We start from the raw sequence: 17,671 nt of genomic DNA, 5'->3' as shown, positions 1-17,671 counted from the left end.
AGGCACAAAGGCAGGGGGTCAGGTCGGATTTTCGGCCTTGTCTAAGGCCTCTAGCGCGTCCATCCACATGGCCTCTGCGCGGTCGATGGCAGCATTGGCTTCGGCGTACTTGCGGTTGAGGCCAGCGAGTTTCACCGCGTTTACGTCTTCGTAAATCGACCGATCCGCGAGTTCTGAGGCAACGCGATCCCGAATTTCGTTGATCTTGTTCACGCGCTCTTCGCATTTACGCACTTCAGCCTTGAGCGCGAGGATAGTGTTGCGGTCTGCTTTTTCCGCTTTGGGTTTTTCGGCGACGGGCTTTTCGGCCTTTGGCTTGTCGCTGGACAAAAGCAGTTTGCGATAGGCGTCGAGATCGTCCTCATAGGGGGTCACCCGCCCGTCTTTGACCAGCCAGAGGCGGTCCGCCACGAGGCTTAGGAGGTGCATGTCGTGGCTGACGAGGATCACCGCGCCTGTGTAGGCGGTGAGCGCTTCGACCAGAGCCTCACGGCTTTCGATGTCGAGGTGGTTGGTCGGCTCATCAAGGATCAAGAGATGCGGCGCGTCGAGGGTCGCTAGAAGGAGCGAAAGGCGCGCTTTCTGCCCGCCAGAGAGACGGCCAACTTCGGTTTCGGCTTGGGCTGCCATGAGGCCAAAGCCTGCAAGGCGGGCACGCAGTTTTGGTTGCTGAACGTCAGGCATCGCCCGCGCGATATGCTGGAGCGGCGTTTCTTCAACGCGCAACTCATCAACCTGATGCTGGGCAAAGAAACCAATGCGGAGTTTGGAGGACGAGTGTTTATCCCCCTCCATCAAAGGCAAACGATCCGAGAGCAGTTTCGACAGGGTCGATTTGCCTTCGCCGTTGCGTCCCAAGAGCGCGATACGATCGTCCTGATCGATGCGTAGGTTCAGGCGGGTCAAAATCGCGGTGCCGTCATAGCCGACAGCGCCGTTCTCAACACGGATAATCGGGGGTGAGAGCGGTTCCGGCGTTGGGAAGGTAAAGACCGTGCGAGCGGCATCCTCTGGCACGCGAATGCTCTCCATCTTTTCGAGCATTTTAACGCGGGATTGCGCCTGCTTTGCCTTGCTTGCCTTCGCCTTAAAGCGGTCGACAAAGGATTGAAGGTGCGCGCGCTTGGCGTCTTGCTTCTTGGCGGCTTGCATCAGCACAGCGCGCTGTTCAGCGCGTTGGCGGGCAAAGCTGTCGTAGGTGCCTGTGTAATAGGTCAGGTTCTTGCTATCGAGGTGCAGAATACCCGTGACCGAGCGGTTCAAAAGCTCGCGGTCGTGGCTGACGATCAGAACAGTATGCGGATAGCGGGTCAGATAGTTCTCGAGCCAGAGCGCACCTTCGAGGTCCAGGTAGTTGGTCGGTTCATCGAGCAAGAGCAGATCTGGTTCCGAGAAAAGAACCGCCGCCAGTGCCACGCGCATACGCCACCCGCCCGAGAAGGCAGAGCAGGGCATTTTCTGTTCGTCGTCGGTAAAACCCAGACCCTTGAGGATGGACGAGGCGCGGGCATCCGCGCTCCATGCGTCGATATCGGTGAGGCGGGTCTGAATGTCGGCGATACGGGCCGGATCAGTTGCAGTCTCTGATTCCAACAAAAGTGCTGATCGTTCGATATCGGCGGCAAGCACCGTATCGATCAAAGAGACCTCATTTCCAGGAACCTCTTGGCTCACGCCGCCGATCTTCCAGCCTTTGGGCAGTTCGATGGTCCCTGTATCGAGGTGCAGTTCACCCCGTATCAGTTTGAAAAGAGTGGTTTTCCCCGTCCCATTGCGGCCCACAACGCCAACTTTATGGCCTGTGGGAATGACGGCGGTGGCGTGGTCTATGAGGACCCGCCCTTCGATCGAATAACTGATGTCATCTAAACGTAGCATAGATGCGTCATTGCCTGACCTAAGAGGCGCGGTCAATCACGGCTTTTCTTGTGCGCTAACACATGTTAGGGCAGCGCCAATTCTTAACCCGCCCCTGATGGGGCCGACGCAAGTGAGGCTATCATGGCTGTAGAACGCACCCTTTCGATCATCAAACCGGACGCAACCGAGCGTAACCTGACCGGCAAAATCGTTGCTAAATTCGAAGACGCTGGTCTGCGCGTTGTCGCATCCAAGCGCATCCACCTGACACCTGCTCAGGCTGGCAAATTCTACGCTGTACACGCAGAGCGTCCGTTCTACGGCGAACTTTGCGAATTCATGGCATCCGCACCGGTTGTTGTTCAGGTTCTCGAAGGCGAAGGCGCTATCCTGAAAAACCGTGAAGTCATGGGCGCAACCAACCCAGCTGACGCTGCTGCTGGCACCGTTCGCGCAGAGTTCGCGAAATCGGTTGGTGAGAACTCGGTACACGGTTCGGATTCGCCTGAAGCTGCTGCAGAAGAAATCGCATTCTTCTTCTCGGGTCTCGAACTGGTCGGCTAATCGCCACTGTTCAGATTTGATTAACGGCAAGGCCCGCACGGTTGTGCGGGCTTTGTTCGTTTATGGGGGCGCTGCCCCCAAACCCCCGGGATATTTGCGGCACAAAGGCAGGATCAGGCGAGGCCCATATCTGACAAAAAGCGGGCGAGGTCATTTGACGGGCGGTCTGGGGTATCAGAGGCGAGGAGCGCGTCAAAGCGGGTCCGCAGGTCTTCTTTCTCGGCACCTTTGCAGTCGTTCCATGGGCGACCTTGGAGGGCCATGTGAAGTGCATAGTAGCCAATGAAGTGGGGGCGGGTGCCTTTGGCGATCATCCGTGCATAGGCATCATGGGCGCCGAGCGCCCTTAGGGTTTCGGCATCAGGTATGCCTGCGCGGATCATGTCTGTTTCAGTCGCGGGGCCAATGCCCGAAATCGTACGAAGGGATGTCATGCCTGCAGGTTACTCTGCCTGAGGTGTCTCGTCATCCTGTTCTGCGCTTTGTTTGCGAAGGAACCGCATAAGCGCTGTGTCGTCGAGCGGTTTAGTCATGACGGTCGACGCGCCTGCCTTTTCGAACTGACGCATGTCATCGCCAACGACCGCCGCGGTGAGGCCGATGATCGGTTTGGTAAAACCATTGGCGCGCAGGGTGCGTGTCAGTTCATCGCCCGACATTTCGGGCATAAAGAGGTCTGTGACGACCACATCAGGCGGATCTTGGGCGATGAGGTCTAGCGCCTCACGGCCAGAGCCGACCACTTCGACGCGGCCCATGAATTTGCGAAGGCGCGCGCTGGTAACCTCGGCGACCAGAGCATTGTCTTCTGCCAAGAGAACATACATCGAGCCAAAGTCGACCGTGTCGTCGTCCATATGGGCGACCTGACGTAGATCCTCTGCCGAGGCGAGTGGTTCAGCGATCCGAACGTGATAGCCCGCGCCGCCTTCGGGGGCGGGGAAGTAGGTCACGCTGCCACCCAAGAGCTGCGCAGTTGTCCGCACGATGTAGAGGCCAAGGCCCGAGCCATCGGCACGGTTGCGGGCATCTTCGCCGCCACGTTGGAACGGTTGGAAGAGGCGTTCGACTTCTTCGGCTGCGATCCCGATGCCGTTATCGGTGATTGACCAAACCCCTGTGCGGTCGTTCAAATTGTCACCGATCGACGACCGATAGGTCACAGTGATTGCAGAGCAGCGTGAGTGAATGATTGCGTTACGAATAAGGTTGCCGAGGATTTGTTTGATCCGAACGCTATCGGCCAAGACCATCTCGTTCGCGCCTTCGCCGAACCGAAGTCTGATCGTGATGCCGCTCGCCTGAGCCTGCATTTCAAACGTATTGCGGATCGATTCCGCAAGATCGGCTGGGACGAACGGGACAGGGTTGATTGGCAGGTTCTTTTCTGGGTTCACGGCCTGACGCATGTCGGTCAAAACGCCGAGAAGTTGGTCTGTTGCCTCGCGCAGGCGTTTGGCGAGGTGCTCTTGGTCCGCTTCGTCATCGTTAAGGTCGTCGATAAGCATCGAAATCACCGACGCAGGTGTCCGTAATTCGTGGCTGATGATCGAGAACATCTGTTTCTGCTGATCTTGACGGATCGACAATTCGGCCAAGGTTTCCTTGAGCGCGCGTTCTTGCAGGTGTTCGCCAGTCACGTCGACCACGAGGCCATAGACGACGGGTAGGTTGTCAAAGCTGCGTTCGTACCACAGGAAGAGGCGAATAACGCGACGGTGATTGCTGCCTGGGGCCTCGCGAAGGCGGGCGAGGAGGGTCGTCGTCTCGCCCGGACGTTGGAACATCATGCGCCGCAGTTCGGTTTGTTCGTGATCGCCGAATTTTCGCATCATAGATGCAATATCGAAATTTTGCGGAACGCCCAGCATGCGCTGTGTTACGGGATCAACCGAGACCATGCGTGATGTAAGATCAACAGCAAAGACACCAACGCCCGCATAGTTCCGAACAGTGTTTAGACGTCGTAGCGAGCTGACTTGTTGATCTTGAAGGTGCAGCCCATGGCTGCGTAGGCCGAGTACGAAAATGATGATGCCGAGGGCGATGACCGCATAAACTTCTATGACAAGGTCGGATTGTGAGGTGATCGTCGGAGGCGTCACGATCGCGCCAGTCATAGATGCGTAGATCAGCATCCCTGTTGTTAGGGTCGGCACAACCAATCGGATCGGTAGAACAACAGCAAAAATTGCACAGAGCGCGATGGCATCGAGGGCGACGTGCAGTTGAAACCCATACCGGCCCAATGTGGCGAGCACACCAAAGCTCAAGACAAACGGCGTTGCCCAGAGGACATCCGATGGCCGTGGGAATTGGATCATCCCAATAAAGAAGGTGGACACGACAATGCCGCCATAGCCACAACGGATCGCTGCTTGGAGCAGGAACTCGTTATCGAGTGAAAGTGCTGCGATAGCCTCTGGGAAAGACGACGCAAAGACGCTGGTGAGCGTTGAGATTGTCGTGACCGAAACGATGGAGAACACCACACCAGTCAGAACTGAAATCGTAAGGTCGACCGTGTAGGGGGCAAGGCGGTTGTTGAGGAAGTTCAGCACCAGTCGCAACAAGAACCCGACGAGGCCACCGATAAATAAGTTCACCCCTAAACCAGCCCAGAACATGCGGGCGATACTGTCCGATGTTTCGTCAAGCGGCAGGATGTAGGTAGGTATGATTGCTTGAGCCAGATAAATGCCGATGAAGGCAAGAATTGGCCAATATATCATACGGATGGGATAGATGAGCACGCCTAGCACCAACACGAAAAGCGCCGTGTGCGGCACAAAATAGATCGCGATTTTCGATAGGTCTGTTGCCCCAGCCCCCAAAGCCAGACCTATGACCCAAATCGAAGTAAAAGCGACGTAGATAAGGGTGTGTCGAGACGGGTGGCTCGCAATTTTAGCGCGCAACCTGAGAAGTTGAGACCCATCCAGATCGCGAAACAGCAGGGAGTCGCGCAGGTCATCTGGCGTCTTATTGCTGGAAATCGCGAAGGTGGTTTTAAGTGCCATTGGGCCTAGGTGTCTCTTTATGGTTGTCGGTCTTCCCTAAGTTCAGGGGTATGTCATCCGGATCGGTGCTGAAACGCTGCATTGGGATAAGCTGCCGTATCCATAAGGCTAACACCCCACATGATGTGCCTCAAAACGGAAAACACCCAAGGGTTGTTCATTTATGATCGCGTCTTAGAGGCTCGCAAAGTCACGAATGAGGTGGGTTGTCTCGTCGGCGACAGGTATTTGTCTGTTTGTTTCTGTCTGCGGCTTGTTCTGTGTCGGTGCTTTTTTCAGTTGATCTGCTGGCATGGCGGTCTCGCTTTACTCAAATCCACTAGAGTGACGTTAGGTAAGTGTATACCTCAATAATGGCAGAGATGAGGCAGTTAAGGCGTGACTAACTATGTTTTTCGGACCATTCGCCTGTGAAATGGATCGATTGTTGACGTTTGTTCTGATTAAAAATTAACCAAGGCACTCATTTGTGATTAAAAAGTGACCACCTGCGTTGAATTTTGATTTTCTGGATTTGATGAGAATTGTGATGTGCCGCGTTGCAGCATCTCCTCTTTCTCGGGCGACGGATAACGCCGCTCGAAATCGCCGCACGGGGACGCAATCCTGGCAGAAAACCGACCCCGCGCGACACCAGCAACAAAGCTGAGGCCTTACTATATGCGTTTTGACCCGATTTGACCACTGGTCACGGGCCGCGGATGGGTCTCAAACAGGGGACACTTTAAATGTTTAAAAAAATCATGCTGCCCGCACTTTCCTCCGCTGCTCTGATCGCAGGTGCAGGCTCCGCTCTGGCCGAATGTGCTGACCCGATCAAGGTTGGCGTGCTGCACTCCCTCTCTGGCACGATGGCCATTTCTGAAACCACTCTCAAAGACACCATGTTGATGCTGATCGCAGAGCAGAATGCAAAGGGCGGTCTGCTGGGCTGTGAAATCGAAGCCGTCGTGGTCGATCCTGCGTCCGACTGGCCGCTCTTTGCGGAAAAGGCACGTGAACTGCTGACCGTTCACGACGTGGATGTGATTTTCGGCAACTGGACCTCGGTCTCGCGTAAATCGGTTCTCCCAGTGCTCGAAGAGCTGAATGGCCTCCTGTTCTACCCCGTTCAATACGAAGGCGAAGAATCCTCGCGCAACGTTTTCTACACGGGTGCTGCTCCGAACCAGCAGGCGATCCCTGCGGTTGACTACTTCCTCGAAGAGCTTGGTGTTGAGAAATTCGCGCTTCTGGGCACTGACTATGTCTACCCACGCACCACCAACAACATTCTCGAAAGCTATCTTCAGTCCAAAGGCATCGCCGCTGAAGACATCTTTGTGAACTACACCCCGTTCGGTCACTCGGACTGGGCAACCATCGTGTCCGACGTTGTCGCATTGGGCGCTGACGGTAAATCGGTTGGCGTAATTTCGACCATCAACGGCGACGCAAACATCGGCTTCTACAAAGAACTCGCAGCCCAAGGCGTCTCTGCTGAAGACATCCCAGTTGTTGCCTTCTCCGTCGGTGAAGAAGAACTCTCTGGCCTTGATACCACCAACCTCGTTGGCCACTTGGCAGCTTGGAACTACTTCATGTCGGCGGATACCGCTGAAAACGCAGCCTTTATCGAGGCATGGCACGGCTTTATCGGTGACGACGCCCGCGTGACGAACGACCCGATGGAAGCGCACTACATCGGCTTTAACATGTGGGTGAACGCTGTGACCGAGGCTGGCACCACCGACGTTGACACCATCATCGACGCGCTTCCGGGCCAAGAGTTCACCAACTTGACGGGCGGAACCGCTGTCATGCTGCCGAACCACCACCTGACCAAACCAGTTCTGATCGGTGAAATTCAGGCGGACGGCCAGTTCGACATCATCAGCCAAACCACCGAAGTGGCTGGTGACGCATGGACCGACTTCCTGCCAGAATCCGCTGTTCTGGAATCCGACTGGATCGACCTGAAATGCGGTATGTATAACACCGAAACTCAGACCTGCGTTCAGTTGACCTCGAACTACTAAGGTTTTGACATTTGGGGTGGGGGCGCGTCCTCCATCCCGAACCTTCCCTCCCAAAGACTACCCCATAAGGAACGCGCCGATGCTTCGCGCCGTTGTGATGGCTCTGTCCATCTTCTTTTTGGCCGCCGCCGCTGCCGCTCAGGACCTACAATCTGTCCTGCAAACCTATTCCGATGACATCGCCAAACCGTCTCGCCGCACTGTGGATCAAGCCATTACTGCGTTGATCGACAGCGATCTGCCCGAAGTCCCCGCGTTTCTTCAGGCGTGGCAGGAAAAGAACGTTTGGCAGAACGAAGAGACTGGCCTGTTTTACTATGTCGAAGGCTCTGATCCGATCACGTTGATCGACCTTTCAACGGGTGAAGCCGTAGGCACTGCGCCCAAATCTGTCATGGCGCAGATCAAACCGAACGCAGGTGTGCGTGGTGTGATCGGCTCTGCCTTGGTTCAATATCAACTGCTCGATCCTGACTATGATCGTCGTGCCGCTGCATTGGATGCGATCAGCCGCGATGGCTCTGCCGAACAGCTTGCGCCTCTTGCCGCGTCGATTGCCGATGAGCCTGACACTGGTTTGCAGGCCCGCAAAGAACGTCTGTTGATGATGCTTACCGCTCGCTTTGCGCCGTTGCGCGAGGATCGTGTTGCGGCGATTGAGGCGCTATCGTCCGATGTGAGCGTCGACGTGCGCGCGGTGATGAACCAAACCCTGACTACGACCACGGGTGTTGCGGCCACGTTGCCCGAAGGTGCCAATATCGCAGCAATCCGCGAGGTCGGCCCTGATTTCGATGTGAATACCGCCTATGCAGAGCTTGCCGCTGCTGGGCTGGCGCAGCCCACAGTGACCGAAGACGACCTGAAATCCGCCCTGATCGCGAATATCGTGGATGGCCAGATCGCCGGTGTGCCAGTTGCGGCCATGTCTGATCCTGCAGAGCGCGTTCGTGCCTATCAGGGGCTTGTTGATGCAGGGCTTGCCGCGCCTTTCGTCACGATGGCGGATCGTGAGGCGGCTGTTGCGGCCCATGTGTTCTACATCCAATACGACGAGGCGGATCAGGCCGTCACCGATGCCGCCGCTGCTGCAATCAAACGGATCGAGCTAAAGGTGGGTGCCATGCAGACGGCTGACCTCGCGCTCGATGCGATCTCTTTGGCGTCAATATATTTCCTAGCTGCGATCGGTCTTGCTGTGACCTTCGGTGTGATGGGCGTGATCAACATGGCCCATGGCGAATTTATCATGATGGGCGCCTATACGGGCTATGTGATCCAGCAGGTGATCCCTGATTACACCGTGTCGATTATCGTTGCACTGCCCGTGGCCTTTATCGTCACCTTTGCCGCTGGCGTCGCGATGGAGCGCTTGGTCATTCGCCACCTCTACAAACGCCCGCTGGAAACGCTCCTCGCGACCTTTGGTATCTCTATTGCGCTGCAACAAATCGCAAAGAACATCTTTGGCACGCAGGCCCGCCCGCTGACCTCGCCGTCGTGGTTGGATGGTGCGCTGGTGTTCAACGACGTGGTGGCGATCAGCTACATCCGCATCGCGATTTTTGTGCTCGCCGTGATGTTCCTCTGCCTGATCCTGTTCATCCTGAAAAAGACCCGTCTGGGGCTAGAGGTCCGCGCAGTGACCCAGAACCCAGGGATGGCAGCATCGATGGGCATCAATCCAGATCGCATCAATATGCTCACCTTCGGGCTTGGCTCAGGGATCGCAGGCATAGCGGGCGTCGCCATCGGCCTCTACGCCAAAGTCACGTCCGAGATGGGGGCTGACTACATCGTGCAGTCCTTCATGACTGTCGTCGTTGGTGGCGTCGGGAACGTCTGGGGCACGCTTGCGGGGGCCTCGCTGATTGGCTTCCTGCAAAAAGGGATCGAGTTTTTCAATCCGTCGAACACGCTCGCCGCGCAGACCTACATGATCCTCTTTATCATCATTTTCATCCAATTCCGTCCCAAAGGCATCGTCGCCCTCAAAGGCCGTGCGGCAGGGAACTGAGCCATGACAAAATCATTCCTTGTAACAAATCGTTCGGTCCTTGTGTTCCTCTTGGTCCTGTCGCTCTTCACCCTCGCGGTGACCGTGATGGCAGAGGCAACGGGCTATGGCCTGATCTCGACATCCTTCGTCAAAACATTGGGCAAAACGCTCTGCCTCTGTCTGATCGCCATCGCGATGGATGTGGTCTGGGGCTATTGCGGTATCCTCAGCCTCGGTCACTTTGCGTTCTTTGGGATCGGTGGCTACGCGATTGGCATGTGGCTCATGTATGCCCGCACCGAAGAAATCGTCGCAGGTTCGCTGGCGAACCAACCGCTCCCCGCAACACCGCAAGAGGTCTCTGACGCCATCGGAACGCAGATTTTCGGCGTCGTTGGCAGCAGCGATTTCCCTCTGATCTGGAGCTTTGCACATTCGCTACCGCTCCAGCTTTTGGCGATCCTGATCGTTCCCGGATTGCTCGCGCTGGTCTTTGGCTGGCTGGCCTTCCGCAGCCGCGTTACAGGCGTCTATCTCTCCATCCTGACCCAAGCGATGACCCTCGCGCTGTCGCTCTACCTGTTCCAAAACGACAGCGGTTTGCGCGGGAATAACGGCCTCTCGGGTCTGCAAAACATCCCCGGTGTTTCCGCATCCCAAGACGACGTGTCGATCTGGTTTTTCTGGGCTTCTGCCGTCGCGCTTGGCCTCGGTTATGTCCTCTTTGCCTTTGTCACATCGGGCAAAATGGGCAGCGTCATTCGGGCCATTCGGGATGATGAGGCGCGGGTGAGGTTTCTTGGGTATCACGTTGAATCGTATAAGCTATTTGTCTTTACGATCACGGCGATGGTCGCGGGCATTGCTGGCGCCCTCTATTACCCGCAAGCAGGCATCATTAACCCTGCAGAGATCGCACCGATTGCGTCCATCTACCTCGCGGTTTGGGTGGCGATTGGCGGGCGCGGACGGCTTTATGGTGCTGTGATCGGCGCAACGCTCGTCTCGCTCTTGTCGTCGTGGTTCACAGGCGGCAGCGCACCTGCGATCAACCTCGGTTTCTACAAAATCGTCTGGACCGACTGGTGGCTTGTCTTGCTGGGCCTGTCCTTTGTCGCGGTCACGCTGTTTTTCCCTCAAGGTATCGGCGGCCTGTTCGATTTCGTCGCGGTCAAACGCAACTCTGACTATGGTCCATCCGAGGGGGCATGGCGCGCAGAAGAAGGAAAACCGGAATGAGCAAACGTCTCCTCGAAGTTTCGGGCGTTTCGGTCACCTTTGACGGATTTCGTGCGATCAATAACCTTTCCATTGCGATTGCAGAGCCTGAATTGCGGGCGGTGATCGGGCCGAACGGGGCGGGTAAAACCACCTTTATGGACATCATCACGGGCAAGACCAAACCCGACGAGGGCAAGGTTATCTGGGGCGAAAAATCCATCAGCCTCTTAGGCATGAGCGAAAGCCAGATCGCCCGCGCGGGCATCGGTCGTAAGTTCCAAAAGCCCACGGTGTTTGAGGCGCAGACCGTGCGTGAAAACCTCGCGATGGCGCTGAAAAACAAGCGAGGTCCGTTTGATGTGTTATTCTATTGCAAGACGGCAGATGGGGCCGCGCGAATTGAAGCGCTCGCCGCAGAAATCGGGCTGAGTGATCAGCTAACCCGTGTTGCAGGAGAGCTATCACACGGTCAGAAACAATGGTTGGAAATCGGGATGCTCTTGGCCCAAGATCCACGTTTGCTCTTGGTCGATGAACCCGCGGCAGGGATGACGCCTGCGGAGCGGGAACAAACGACCGACCTCCTTGTTCGGGCGGCGAAGACCCGCGCCGTTGTCGTTGTCGAACATGATATGGAGTTCGTGCGTCGCCTGAACTGCAAGGTAACCGTGCTCCACGAAGGATCGGTTTTGGCCGAAGGCTCGCTCGATCACGTGACCCAAAACCCTGACGTGATTGAAGTTTATCTGGGACGCTAAGATGCTCGAAATTGAAAATCTCACACTGAAATACGGGCAAAGCCAGATTTTGAACGGCATCACCATGGCCGCAAAGCCGGGACAGGTGACAGCGGTCATGGGGACCAATGGCGTTGGAAAAACCTCGCTCCTCAAGGCGATTGCGGGGCGTCATCCCTATGACAAAGGGGCTATTCGGTTAGACGGTAAAGACCTGCCGCACCTGACCGCATTTGGTGCCGCACGGGCAAGGATCGCCTATGTCCCGCAGGGCCGCGAAGTATTCCCACTGATGACCGTGCAGGAAAATCTGGAAAGCGGGTTTGCCTGCCTTGATCGGTCTGAACGCGGCGTGCCCGATAAAATTTTCCAGCTTTTCCCGATCCTCAAAGAGTTCCTGCATCGCCGTGGCGGCGACCTCTCTGGCGGGCAGCAACAGCAGTTGGCAATCGCGCGTGCACTGATCACACGACCTCGCGTGTTGCTCTTGGACGAGCCAACCGAAGGCATTCAGCCCAATATCATTCAGCAGATCGGCCGCGTGATCGCCCAGTTGCGCGATGAGGGTGAGATTGCAGTGGTTCTGGTCGAACAGTATTTCGACTTCGCCTTTAACCTCGCGGATGAATTCTATGCGCTCAACCGTGGCGATGTCGTGCTGAACGAGGGGAAAGCGAGTTTGGCGCGGGAGCAGTTGCTGTCGGCGGTCTCGATTTGATGCGCTGGGGGCGCTGCCCCCAGACCCCCGGGATATTTGGGGCACAAAGGAGCCTTAGGTGCCGCAGAAGGTGGCCGTGACCCGTTCGTGCGGTTCGGGGGCACGAGCGAAATCGGGGTTCTCAGTGAATGGTGCGGTGACGGCAGAGAGCATCGCGTCAAAGGGCGCGCGGTTGCCCTCTGTTGCTTCGCGAATGACTTCTTCGATGCGGTGGAGGCGTGGGATGACCTGCGGGTTCGTTTGCGCGGCGAGGGCGAGGTCGGGTTTTGCGGTCATCCAATCGGTGCGCCAATCGGCATAGTCCTTATGGTTGAGCGGTTGGTCGAGGTTGGCGAAGGTGAGGGTGAAGTCCGCGCCTGTATCCTCCATCATCTTGAGGAACCGTTGGGCGAGGGGTTCTGCCTGATCCGATGCGGTAAGGCCGAGTTTCGGGGCGAAATGGCGGATCCATGCGCTGCGGTAGAGGTCAGCGAAGTCACCCATCATAGCGTTCAAACGCTCGACAGTGGCGTCTTGATCGGGGGCCATGGGGACGAGGCTCGATGCGAATTGGGCGATGTTCCAGATGGCGATATGCGGCTGGTTGGCATAGGCATAGCGCCCTATGCGGTCTATGGATGATAGCACTGTCGCTGGGTGGTAGGCGTCCATAAACGTGCAAGGACCGTAGTCGATGGTTTCGCCAGATACGGTCATATTGTCGGTATTCATCACCCCATGGATAAAGCCGAGCGACGCCCAGCGGGCGATGAGGTCCGCCTGACGCTCCATCATTTGGGTGACGACATCCTCGACCGTTTCAGCGGTGGGGAAATGGCGGGCAAGGGTGTGATCGTAGAGCGCGCGTAACGCCTGCTCGTCGCCGCGAAAGGCTTGGAGTTGGAAGGTGCCAACGCGGATATGGCTAGAGGCGACGCGGGTGAGGATCGCGCCGGGGACGGGGCCTTCGCGGAGGATTTGTTCGCCTGTTGTCACAGCGGCGAGGGCGCGGGTGGTCGGCACGCCAAGCGCGTTCATTGCCTCTGACACAAGATATTCGCGGATCACAGGGCCGAGGCCAGCGCGGCCATCGCCAGCGCGGGAATAGGGGCTGCGGCCTGATCCTTTGAGTTGGAGGTCAAAGCGGCCTTTGTCGCAGAAAACCTCGCCCAAGAGGAGCGCGCGACCGTCACCAAGCCCTGGGTTCCATTGGCCGAATTGGTGGCCGCCGTAGGCTTGGGCGATCGGGTCGGCACCATCGGGCACCGCGTTGCCCGCAAAGACATCGACGTTGGCGCGGAGGGCTTTGGGGTCGGCGCCAAGATCACGGGCGAGCGCGTCGTTCAGGGCAAAGAACTGAGGCGCACGAACGGGTGTCGCGGTCTGGCGGGTGTAAAGCTGCGCGGGGAGCCGTGCGTAGCTGTTATCAAAGGCGAAAAGCTGCATGAGGTTTATATGGTGCGCGGGGCTACGATAACCAGATCAGAGCGTATCGGTCAGCACCAACAGCCCGTCGCGCTGGCGGAAACCAACCCGTTCGCAAAAGGCGATCAGCGATGGATCGGGCGAAGGCAGACGAGCATGCAGGGCTTTGACGCCACCTTGACCCAAGGCGACCGCGACGGCATGGAGCACCTCGGTTCCGATGCCACGGCGGCGCACGGACTGACGGATAAACGTCTCATCGACCCAGCCTTCCATCCCGCCAAGCGCGATCGACCAGCCAAAGGTCACCAGCACATAGCCTAAGGGCGCACGTTGCGGTCCGATGAGCCAGATCGCACCGTGGGGCGAACCGTTCAGCAATGGGGTGATGGCGCGGCGACGACCTTCGTCATCTGATGGGATACCGATTTCGGCATGGTTGCGTTCGACGAGCGAAAGCACACGGTCGAGCGCGTCGGGACCCGCGAGCGTGATAGAGGTGGTCATAGGCGTGAAATCCGATCTGTCAGCAGACGGTAGAAGCCTTCGGCGTGAAGATCACCGATGAACAACGCATTCGGTTTGCGGCTCGTTACGCGCCACCAATCAGCCACGGTCATACCGAGCGTTAATTCGGACTGCGTTTCAATTTCAACGTTGATGTAGCGGCCAGAAAACAGATGTGGATCAATCAGATAGGCGATGGTGCAGGGATCGTGGAGTGGCGCACCTTCGGAGCCGTATTTCTCCATATCGAAGCGTTCAAAGAAGTCGGTCCATTCCGCAACCATCGTGCCGACATGGGTGCCCATATTGCGGAAGGCATCGATGCGGGATTTCGTGGTCAGCGCCTTATGCGTCACGTCCAAAGGCATGACGACGAGGGGGACGCCTGATTGAAACACGATCTGGGCGGCTTCGGGATCAACGTAGATGTTGAACTCTGCGGCGGGTGTGATGTTGCCCACCTCAAAATAAGCACCGCCCATGAGGACGATTTCCTGCACGCGCGGGATAATATCGGGGGCGCGTTCAAAGGCAGTCGCGATATTCGTTAGTGGCCCGATAGGGCAGAGCGTGACCGTGCCCTCGGGTTCATTGCGCAGGGTTTCGATAATGAAATCAACGGCGTGCTGGTCCTGCAGCGGCATGGTCGGATCAGGCAATTGCGGACCGTCGAGTCCCGTTTTGCCGTGCACATGTTCTGCCGTGACCAGCTTGCGTTTCATTGGCGCATCGCAGCCCGCATAGACCTTAACGTCAGGACGACCTGCGAGTTCACAGACGATCCGCGCGTTTTTTTGCGTGAGGGGCAGAGGCACATTGCCTGCAACGGCGGTGATGCCGAGTAGGTCGATGTCATCAGGGCTGCCAAGGGCCAAAAGAATGGCGACTGCGTCGTCTTGGCCGGGGTCGGTGTCGATGATGATTTTACGGGGTGCCATGACTGCCTCTTGTTCGCGTATTGCGGGCACAGTGCAGGGGCTTGGCCGTAGGTTCAAGCAGAAAGGACGTATTGTCCCTCAGCGTCAAAAAAGGGCGGGATATGATCCCGCCCTTTCTGAATTTAGTGATCGCCGCGCGAGAGGGCTGCAACGCCCGTGCGGGCCACCTCGACCAGACCCAAGGGACGCATCAGGTCAGCAAAGGCGTCGATTTTCTCGGGCGTGCCAGTGAGTTCGAACACAAAGCTCTGCAGGGTTGTGTCGACCACGCTGGCGCGGAAGATATCGGCAAGACGGAGCGCCTCAACACGCTGCTCGCCTTTGCCTGCGACCTTAAAGAGGCCCAGTTCACGCTCAACGCTCGGTCCTTCGGCGGTGAGGTCATGAACCTCAAGCACGGGGATGATGCGACCCAGTTGGGCTTTGATCTGAACGATCACCTGCGGCGTGCCAGAGGTGACGATAGTGATGCGCGACTTGTGACCTTCGTGGTCGACTTCGGCGACGGTGAGGCTCTCTATGTTGTAGCCGCGACCCGAAAACAGGCCGATCACACGGGCAAGGACGCCCGGTTCGTTCATTACAGTGACCGCAAGGGTATGGCGTTCAACGGTGTCGCCATAGGTTGAGCGTAGGTCATAAGCCGAGTGAGAGGAGGAGCCTTTTTTGATCCGTAGTGCAGACATCGTCAGTCCTCCTTAAACTAGGGTTGCGCCGCTGGCGAACGCCGCAGCATCTGCAGCAAGCAGCATTTCGTTGTGCGGTTTGCCCGATGGGATCATCGGGAAGCAGTTCTCGTGTTTCTCAACAAGGCAGTCAAAGATCACAGGACCGTCGTGTTTGATCATCTCCATGATCGCGTCGTCGAGGTCAGCGGGGTCTTTGCAGATGATGCCTTTGGCGCCGAACGCTTCGGCGAGTTTGACGAAGTCGGGCAGGGATTCAGACCACGACGACGAATAGCGTTCGCCGTGCAGCAGTTCTTGCCACTGACGGACCATGCCGAGGCGTTCGTTGTTGAGAATGAACTGTTTAACAGGCAGGCGATACTGCATCGCGGTGCCCATTTCTTGCATGTTCATCAGCCACGACGCTTCGCCCGCGACGTTGATAACGAGAGCATCGCGGTGTGCCATCTGAACGCCGATCGACGCAGGGAAACCGTAGCCCATCGTGCCCAGACCGCCCGAGGTCATCCAACGGTTCGGATCTTCAAAGCCGAGGAACTGTGCGGCCCACATCTGGTGCTGGCCAACCTCGGTCGTGATGTAACGATCCATGCCTTTGGTCAGTTCTTCGAGACGTTGCAGCGCATATTGCGGTTTGATCGTCTTTTCAGAGCCCGTGTAGGCGAGGCAGTCGATTTTGCGCCATTCGTTGATCTGGGTCCACCATTTCGCCAGACCTTCTTTTTCGGTCACGCGGCCACGGGATTTCCAGACTTTCAGGATGTCCTCAAGGACATGGGCAACATCGCCAACGATGCCGAGGTCAACGTGGATGACCTTGTTGATCGAGGACGGATCGATATCGATGTGAACCTTTTTCGACTTTGGCGAGAAAGCATCAATGCGGCCCGTGATACGGTCGTCGAAACGTGCGCCGATGTTGATCATCAGATCACAGTCGTGCATCGCCATGTTGGCTTCATAGAGGCCGTGCATACCCAGCATACCGAGCCATTTGTCGCCAGACGCAGGATAAGCGCCCAGACCCATCAGGGTCGAGGTGATCGGGAAGCCAGTGGCCTCAACCAATTCGCGCAGCAGTTGGGAGGCCGCTGGGCCAGAGTTGATCACGCCGCCACCAGTGTAGAAGATCGGGCGCTTGGATTTCTCCATCAGCTTCACGAGGTCATTGATGCCCTCGATGGAACCCTTAACCTGTGGCTGGTAGTGTGATTTGCGTTTGGTCTTTTCGGTGTATTCGGCGGTCGCGAATTGAACATCCTTCGGGATGTCGATCAGAACCGGACCCGGACGACCCGAGGACGCAATGTGGAACGCCTCGTGGATGGTGCCCGACAGCTGAGCGGTGTCTTTGACCAGCCAGTTGTGTTTGGTGCAGGGGCGGGTGATGCCAACGGTGTCGGCCTCTTGGAACGCATCCGAACCAATCATAAAGGTCGGAACCTGACCCGAGAAAACAACGATCGGGATCGAGTCCATCAGTGCGTCGGTCAGACCCGTTACGGCGTTGGTCGCACCCGGACCAGAGGTCACGAGGGCAACGCCAACCTTACCGGTCGAGCGCGCATACCCTTCGGCGGCGTGGATCGCAGCCTGTTCGTGACGGACCAGAACGTGGGTGATGTCGCTCTGTTGGAAAATTTCGTCATAGATCGGTAGCACGGCGCCGCCGGGGTAACCGAATATCGTGTCCACACCCTGATCTTTCAGAGCTTGAACAACCATTTTAGCGCCGGTCATCTGACGAGACATCTTCGTTCTTCCTTATCCTGCGTCGTCGTTACTTTTAACGTCGTTTTCATACAAAAAAGCCCCCGAGATTTTCGGGGGCGCATGGGGAACCGTTATGGTAAAACCGTTACCGGCCCATGCGCCATTTTCCCACCACTACTAGAAGGTTTTTCATCCCTCGGGCCTTTCGATTGCGTGCGCGAACCTTATGCACGCCGGAAAAGCGAGGTCAACCTGTCTCATAGAGAAAATGTCGTGAGGCGGG

General features: G+C 57.0%; 14 protein-coding genes. 6 read left to right on the top strand and 8 right to left on the bottom strand.

The window, feature by feature from the left end; translation table 11 throughout:
* Positions 1-18 precede the first annotated feature (18 nt).
* On the bottom strand, positions 19-1,878 hold the full coding sequence (locus tag AC1QQ2_RS02130) for an ABC-F family ATP-binding cassette domain-containing protein (RefSeq protein ID WP_479711897.1): 1,860 nt from the start codon (positions 1,876-1,878) through the stop codon (positions 19-21).
* Between the two features lie 123 nt (positions 1,879-2,001).
* Between AC1QQ2_RS02130 and ndk the strand changes: the two genes are divergently transcribed.
* Positions 2,002-2,424: a nucleoside-diphosphate kinase gene (gene ndk / locus AC1QQ2_RS02125; protein WP_067548927.1), complete on the top strand. Its 423-nt coding sequence runs from the start codon at positions 2,002-2,004 to the stop codon at positions 2,422-2,424.
* Between the two features lie 113 nt (positions 2,425-2,537).
* Here ndk and AC1QQ2_RS02120 read toward each other — a convergent pair whose 3' ends face one another.
* Positions 2,538-2,858, bottom strand: coding sequence for a TfoX/Sxy family protein (locus AC1QQ2_RS02120; RefSeq protein WP_479711896.1), 321 nt, complete (start codon positions 2,856-2,858; stop codon positions 2,538-2,540).
* Between the two features lie 9 nt (positions 2,859-2,867).
* The gene (locus AC1QQ2_RS02115) at positions 2,868-5,444 is read right to left on the bottom strand and encodes a hybrid sensor histidine kinase/response regulator (protein WP_479711895.1); all 2,577 of its coding nucleotides are present in this window, start codon (positions 5,442-5,444) and stop codon (positions 2,868-2,870) included.
* A 728-nt stretch (positions 5,445-6,172) separates the two neighbouring features.
* Here AC1QQ2_RS02115 and urtA point away from each other — a divergent pair.
* The 5 genes from urtA (at position 6,173) to urtE (ending at position 12,137) form a co-directional block, all read left to right on the top strand.
* On the top strand, positions 6,173-7,462 hold the full coding sequence (gene urtA / locus AC1QQ2_RS02110) for an urea ABC transporter substrate-binding protein (RefSeq protein WP_479711894.1): 1,290 nt from the start codon (positions 6,173-6,175) through the stop codon (positions 7,460-7,462).
* 79 nt (positions 7,463-7,541) lie between these two features.
* The gene (gene urtB / locus AC1QQ2_RS02105) at positions 7,542-9,479 is read left to right on the top strand and encodes an urea ABC transporter permease subunit UrtB (RefSeq protein WP_479711893.1); all 1,938 of its coding nucleotides are present in this window, start codon (positions 7,542-7,544) and stop codon (positions 9,477-9,479) included.
* Positions 9,480-9,482: 3 nt separating this feature from the next.
* Positions 9,483-10,700 (top strand): urea ABC transporter permease subunit UrtC, encoded by a 1,218-nt coding sequence (urtC, locus tag AC1QQ2_RS02100; protein WP_105235297.1) that lies wholly within the window; start codon positions 9,483-9,485, stop codon positions 10,698-10,700.
* Positions 10,697-11,440, top strand: coding sequence for an urea ABC transporter ATP-binding protein UrtD (gene urtD, locus AC1QQ2_RS02095; RefSeq protein ID WP_479711892.1), 744 nt, complete (start codon positions 10,697-10,699; stop codon positions 11,438-11,440). The genes urtC and urtD overlap by 4 nt, the downstream gene beginning before the upstream one ends.
* A gap of 1 nt (position 11,441) precedes the next feature.
* On the top strand, positions 11,442-12,137 hold the full coding sequence (urtE, locus tag AC1QQ2_RS02090) for an urea ABC transporter ATP-binding subunit UrtE (protein WP_479711891.1): 696 nt from the start codon (positions 11,442-11,444) through the stop codon (positions 12,135-12,137).
* A 54-nt stretch (positions 12,138-12,191) separates the two neighbouring features.
* Here the strand turns inward: urtE and AC1QQ2_RS02085 are convergent, their stop codons facing one another.
* From AC1QQ2_RS02085 to AC1QQ2_RS02065, 5 genes are all read right to left on the bottom strand, one after another.
* Entirely contained in the window at positions 12,192-13,562 is a 1,371-nt protein-coding gene (locus AC1QQ2_RS02085; protein WP_479711890.1) for a protein adenylyltransferase SelO, read from the bottom strand.
* Between the two features lie 36 nt (positions 13,563-13,598).
* Positions 13,599-14,048, bottom strand: a complete 450-nt coding sequence (locus AC1QQ2_RS02080) for a GNAT family N-acetyltransferase (RefSeq protein ID WP_105235293.1) — start codon at positions 14,046-14,048, stop codon at positions 13,599-13,601.
* Positions 14,045-14,986 carry a nucleoside hydrolase gene (locus AC1QQ2_RS02075; RefSeq protein ID WP_479711889.1) on the bottom strand — a complete coding sequence of 314 codons (942 nt, stop codon included), beginning with the start codon at positions 14,984-14,986 and terminating at the stop codon, positions 14,045-14,047. The genes AC1QQ2_RS02080 and AC1QQ2_RS02075 overlap by 4 nt, the downstream gene beginning before the upstream one ends.
* 122 nt (positions 14,987-15,108) lie before the next feature.
* The gene (gene ilvN / locus AC1QQ2_RS02070) at positions 15,109-15,672 is read right to left on the bottom strand and encodes an acetolactate synthase small subunit (RefSeq protein ID WP_105235291.1); all 564 of its coding nucleotides are present in this window, start codon (positions 15,670-15,672) and stop codon (positions 15,109-15,111) included.
* Between the two features lie 12 nt (positions 15,673-15,684).
* Positions 15,685-17,427 (bottom strand): acetolactate synthase 3 large subunit, encoded by a 1,743-nt coding sequence (locus AC1QQ2_RS02065; protein WP_105235290.1) that lies wholly within the window; start codon positions 17,425-17,427, stop codon positions 15,685-15,687.
* Between the last annotated feature and the right edge of the window lie 244 nt (positions 17,428-17,671).

The sequence above is a fragment of the Aestuarium sp. genome, assembly GCF_023253315.1.
Lineage (GTDB): Bacteria > Pseudomonadota > Alphaproteobacteria > Rhodobacterales > Rhodobacteraceae > Marivivens > Marivivens donghaensis.
This window is presented reverse-complemented; position numbering and strand designations above follow the sequence as displayed.

Bases quoted from the DNA above. Each gene is read 5' to 3' on its own strand.
- AC1QQ2_RS02130 (WP_479711897.1), bottom strand. From the start codon at position 1,878: ATGCTACGTTTAGATGACATCAGTTATTCGATCGAAGGGCGGGTCCTC.
- ndk (WP_067548927.1), top strand. From the start codon at position 2,002: ATGGCTGTAGAACGCACCCTTTCGATCATCAAACCGGACGCAACCGAG.
- AC1QQ2_RS02120 (WP_479711896.1), bottom strand. From the start codon at position 2,858: ATGACATCCCTTCGTACGATTTCGGGCATTGGCCCCGCGACTGAAACA.
- AC1QQ2_RS02115 (WP_479711895.1), bottom strand. From the start codon at position 5,444: ATGGCACTTAAAACCACCTTCGCGATTTCCAGCAATAAGACGCCAGAT.
- urtA (WP_479711894.1), top strand. From the start codon at position 6,173: ATGTTTAAAAAAATCATGCTGCCCGCACTTTCCTCCGCTGCTCTGATC.
- urtB (WP_479711893.1), top strand. From the start codon at position 7,542: ATGCTTCGCGCCGTTGTGATGGCTCTGTCCATCTTCTTTTTGGCCGCC.
- urtC (WP_105235297.1), top strand. From the start codon at position 9,483: ATGACAAAATCATTCCTTGTAACAAATCGTTCGGTCCTTGTGTTCCTC.
- urtD (WP_479711892.1), top strand. From the start codon at position 10,697: ATGAGCAAACGTCTCCTCGAAGTTTCGGGCGTTTCGGTCACCTTTGAC.
- urtE (WP_479711891.1), top strand. From the start codon at position 11,442: ATGCTCGAAATTGAAAATCTCACACTGAAATACGGGCAAAGCCAGATT.
- AC1QQ2_RS02085 (WP_479711890.1), bottom strand. From the start codon at position 13,562: ATGCAGCTTTTCGCCTTTGATAACAGCTACGCACGGCTCCCCGCGCAG.
- AC1QQ2_RS02080 (WP_105235293.1), bottom strand. From the start codon at position 14,048: ATGACCACCTCTATCACGCTCGCGGGTCCCGACGCGCTCGACCGTGTG.
- AC1QQ2_RS02075 (WP_479711889.1), bottom strand. From the start codon at position 14,986: ATGGCACCCCGTAAAATCATCATCGACACCGACCCCGGCCAAGACGAC.
- ilvN (WP_105235291.1), bottom strand. From the start codon at position 15,672: ATGTCTGCACTACGGATCAAAAAAGGCTCCTCCTCTCACTCGGCTTAT.
- AC1QQ2_RS02065 (WP_105235290.1), bottom strand. From the start codon at position 17,427: ATGTCTCGTCAGATGACCGGCGCTAAAATGGTTGTTCAAGCTCTGAAA.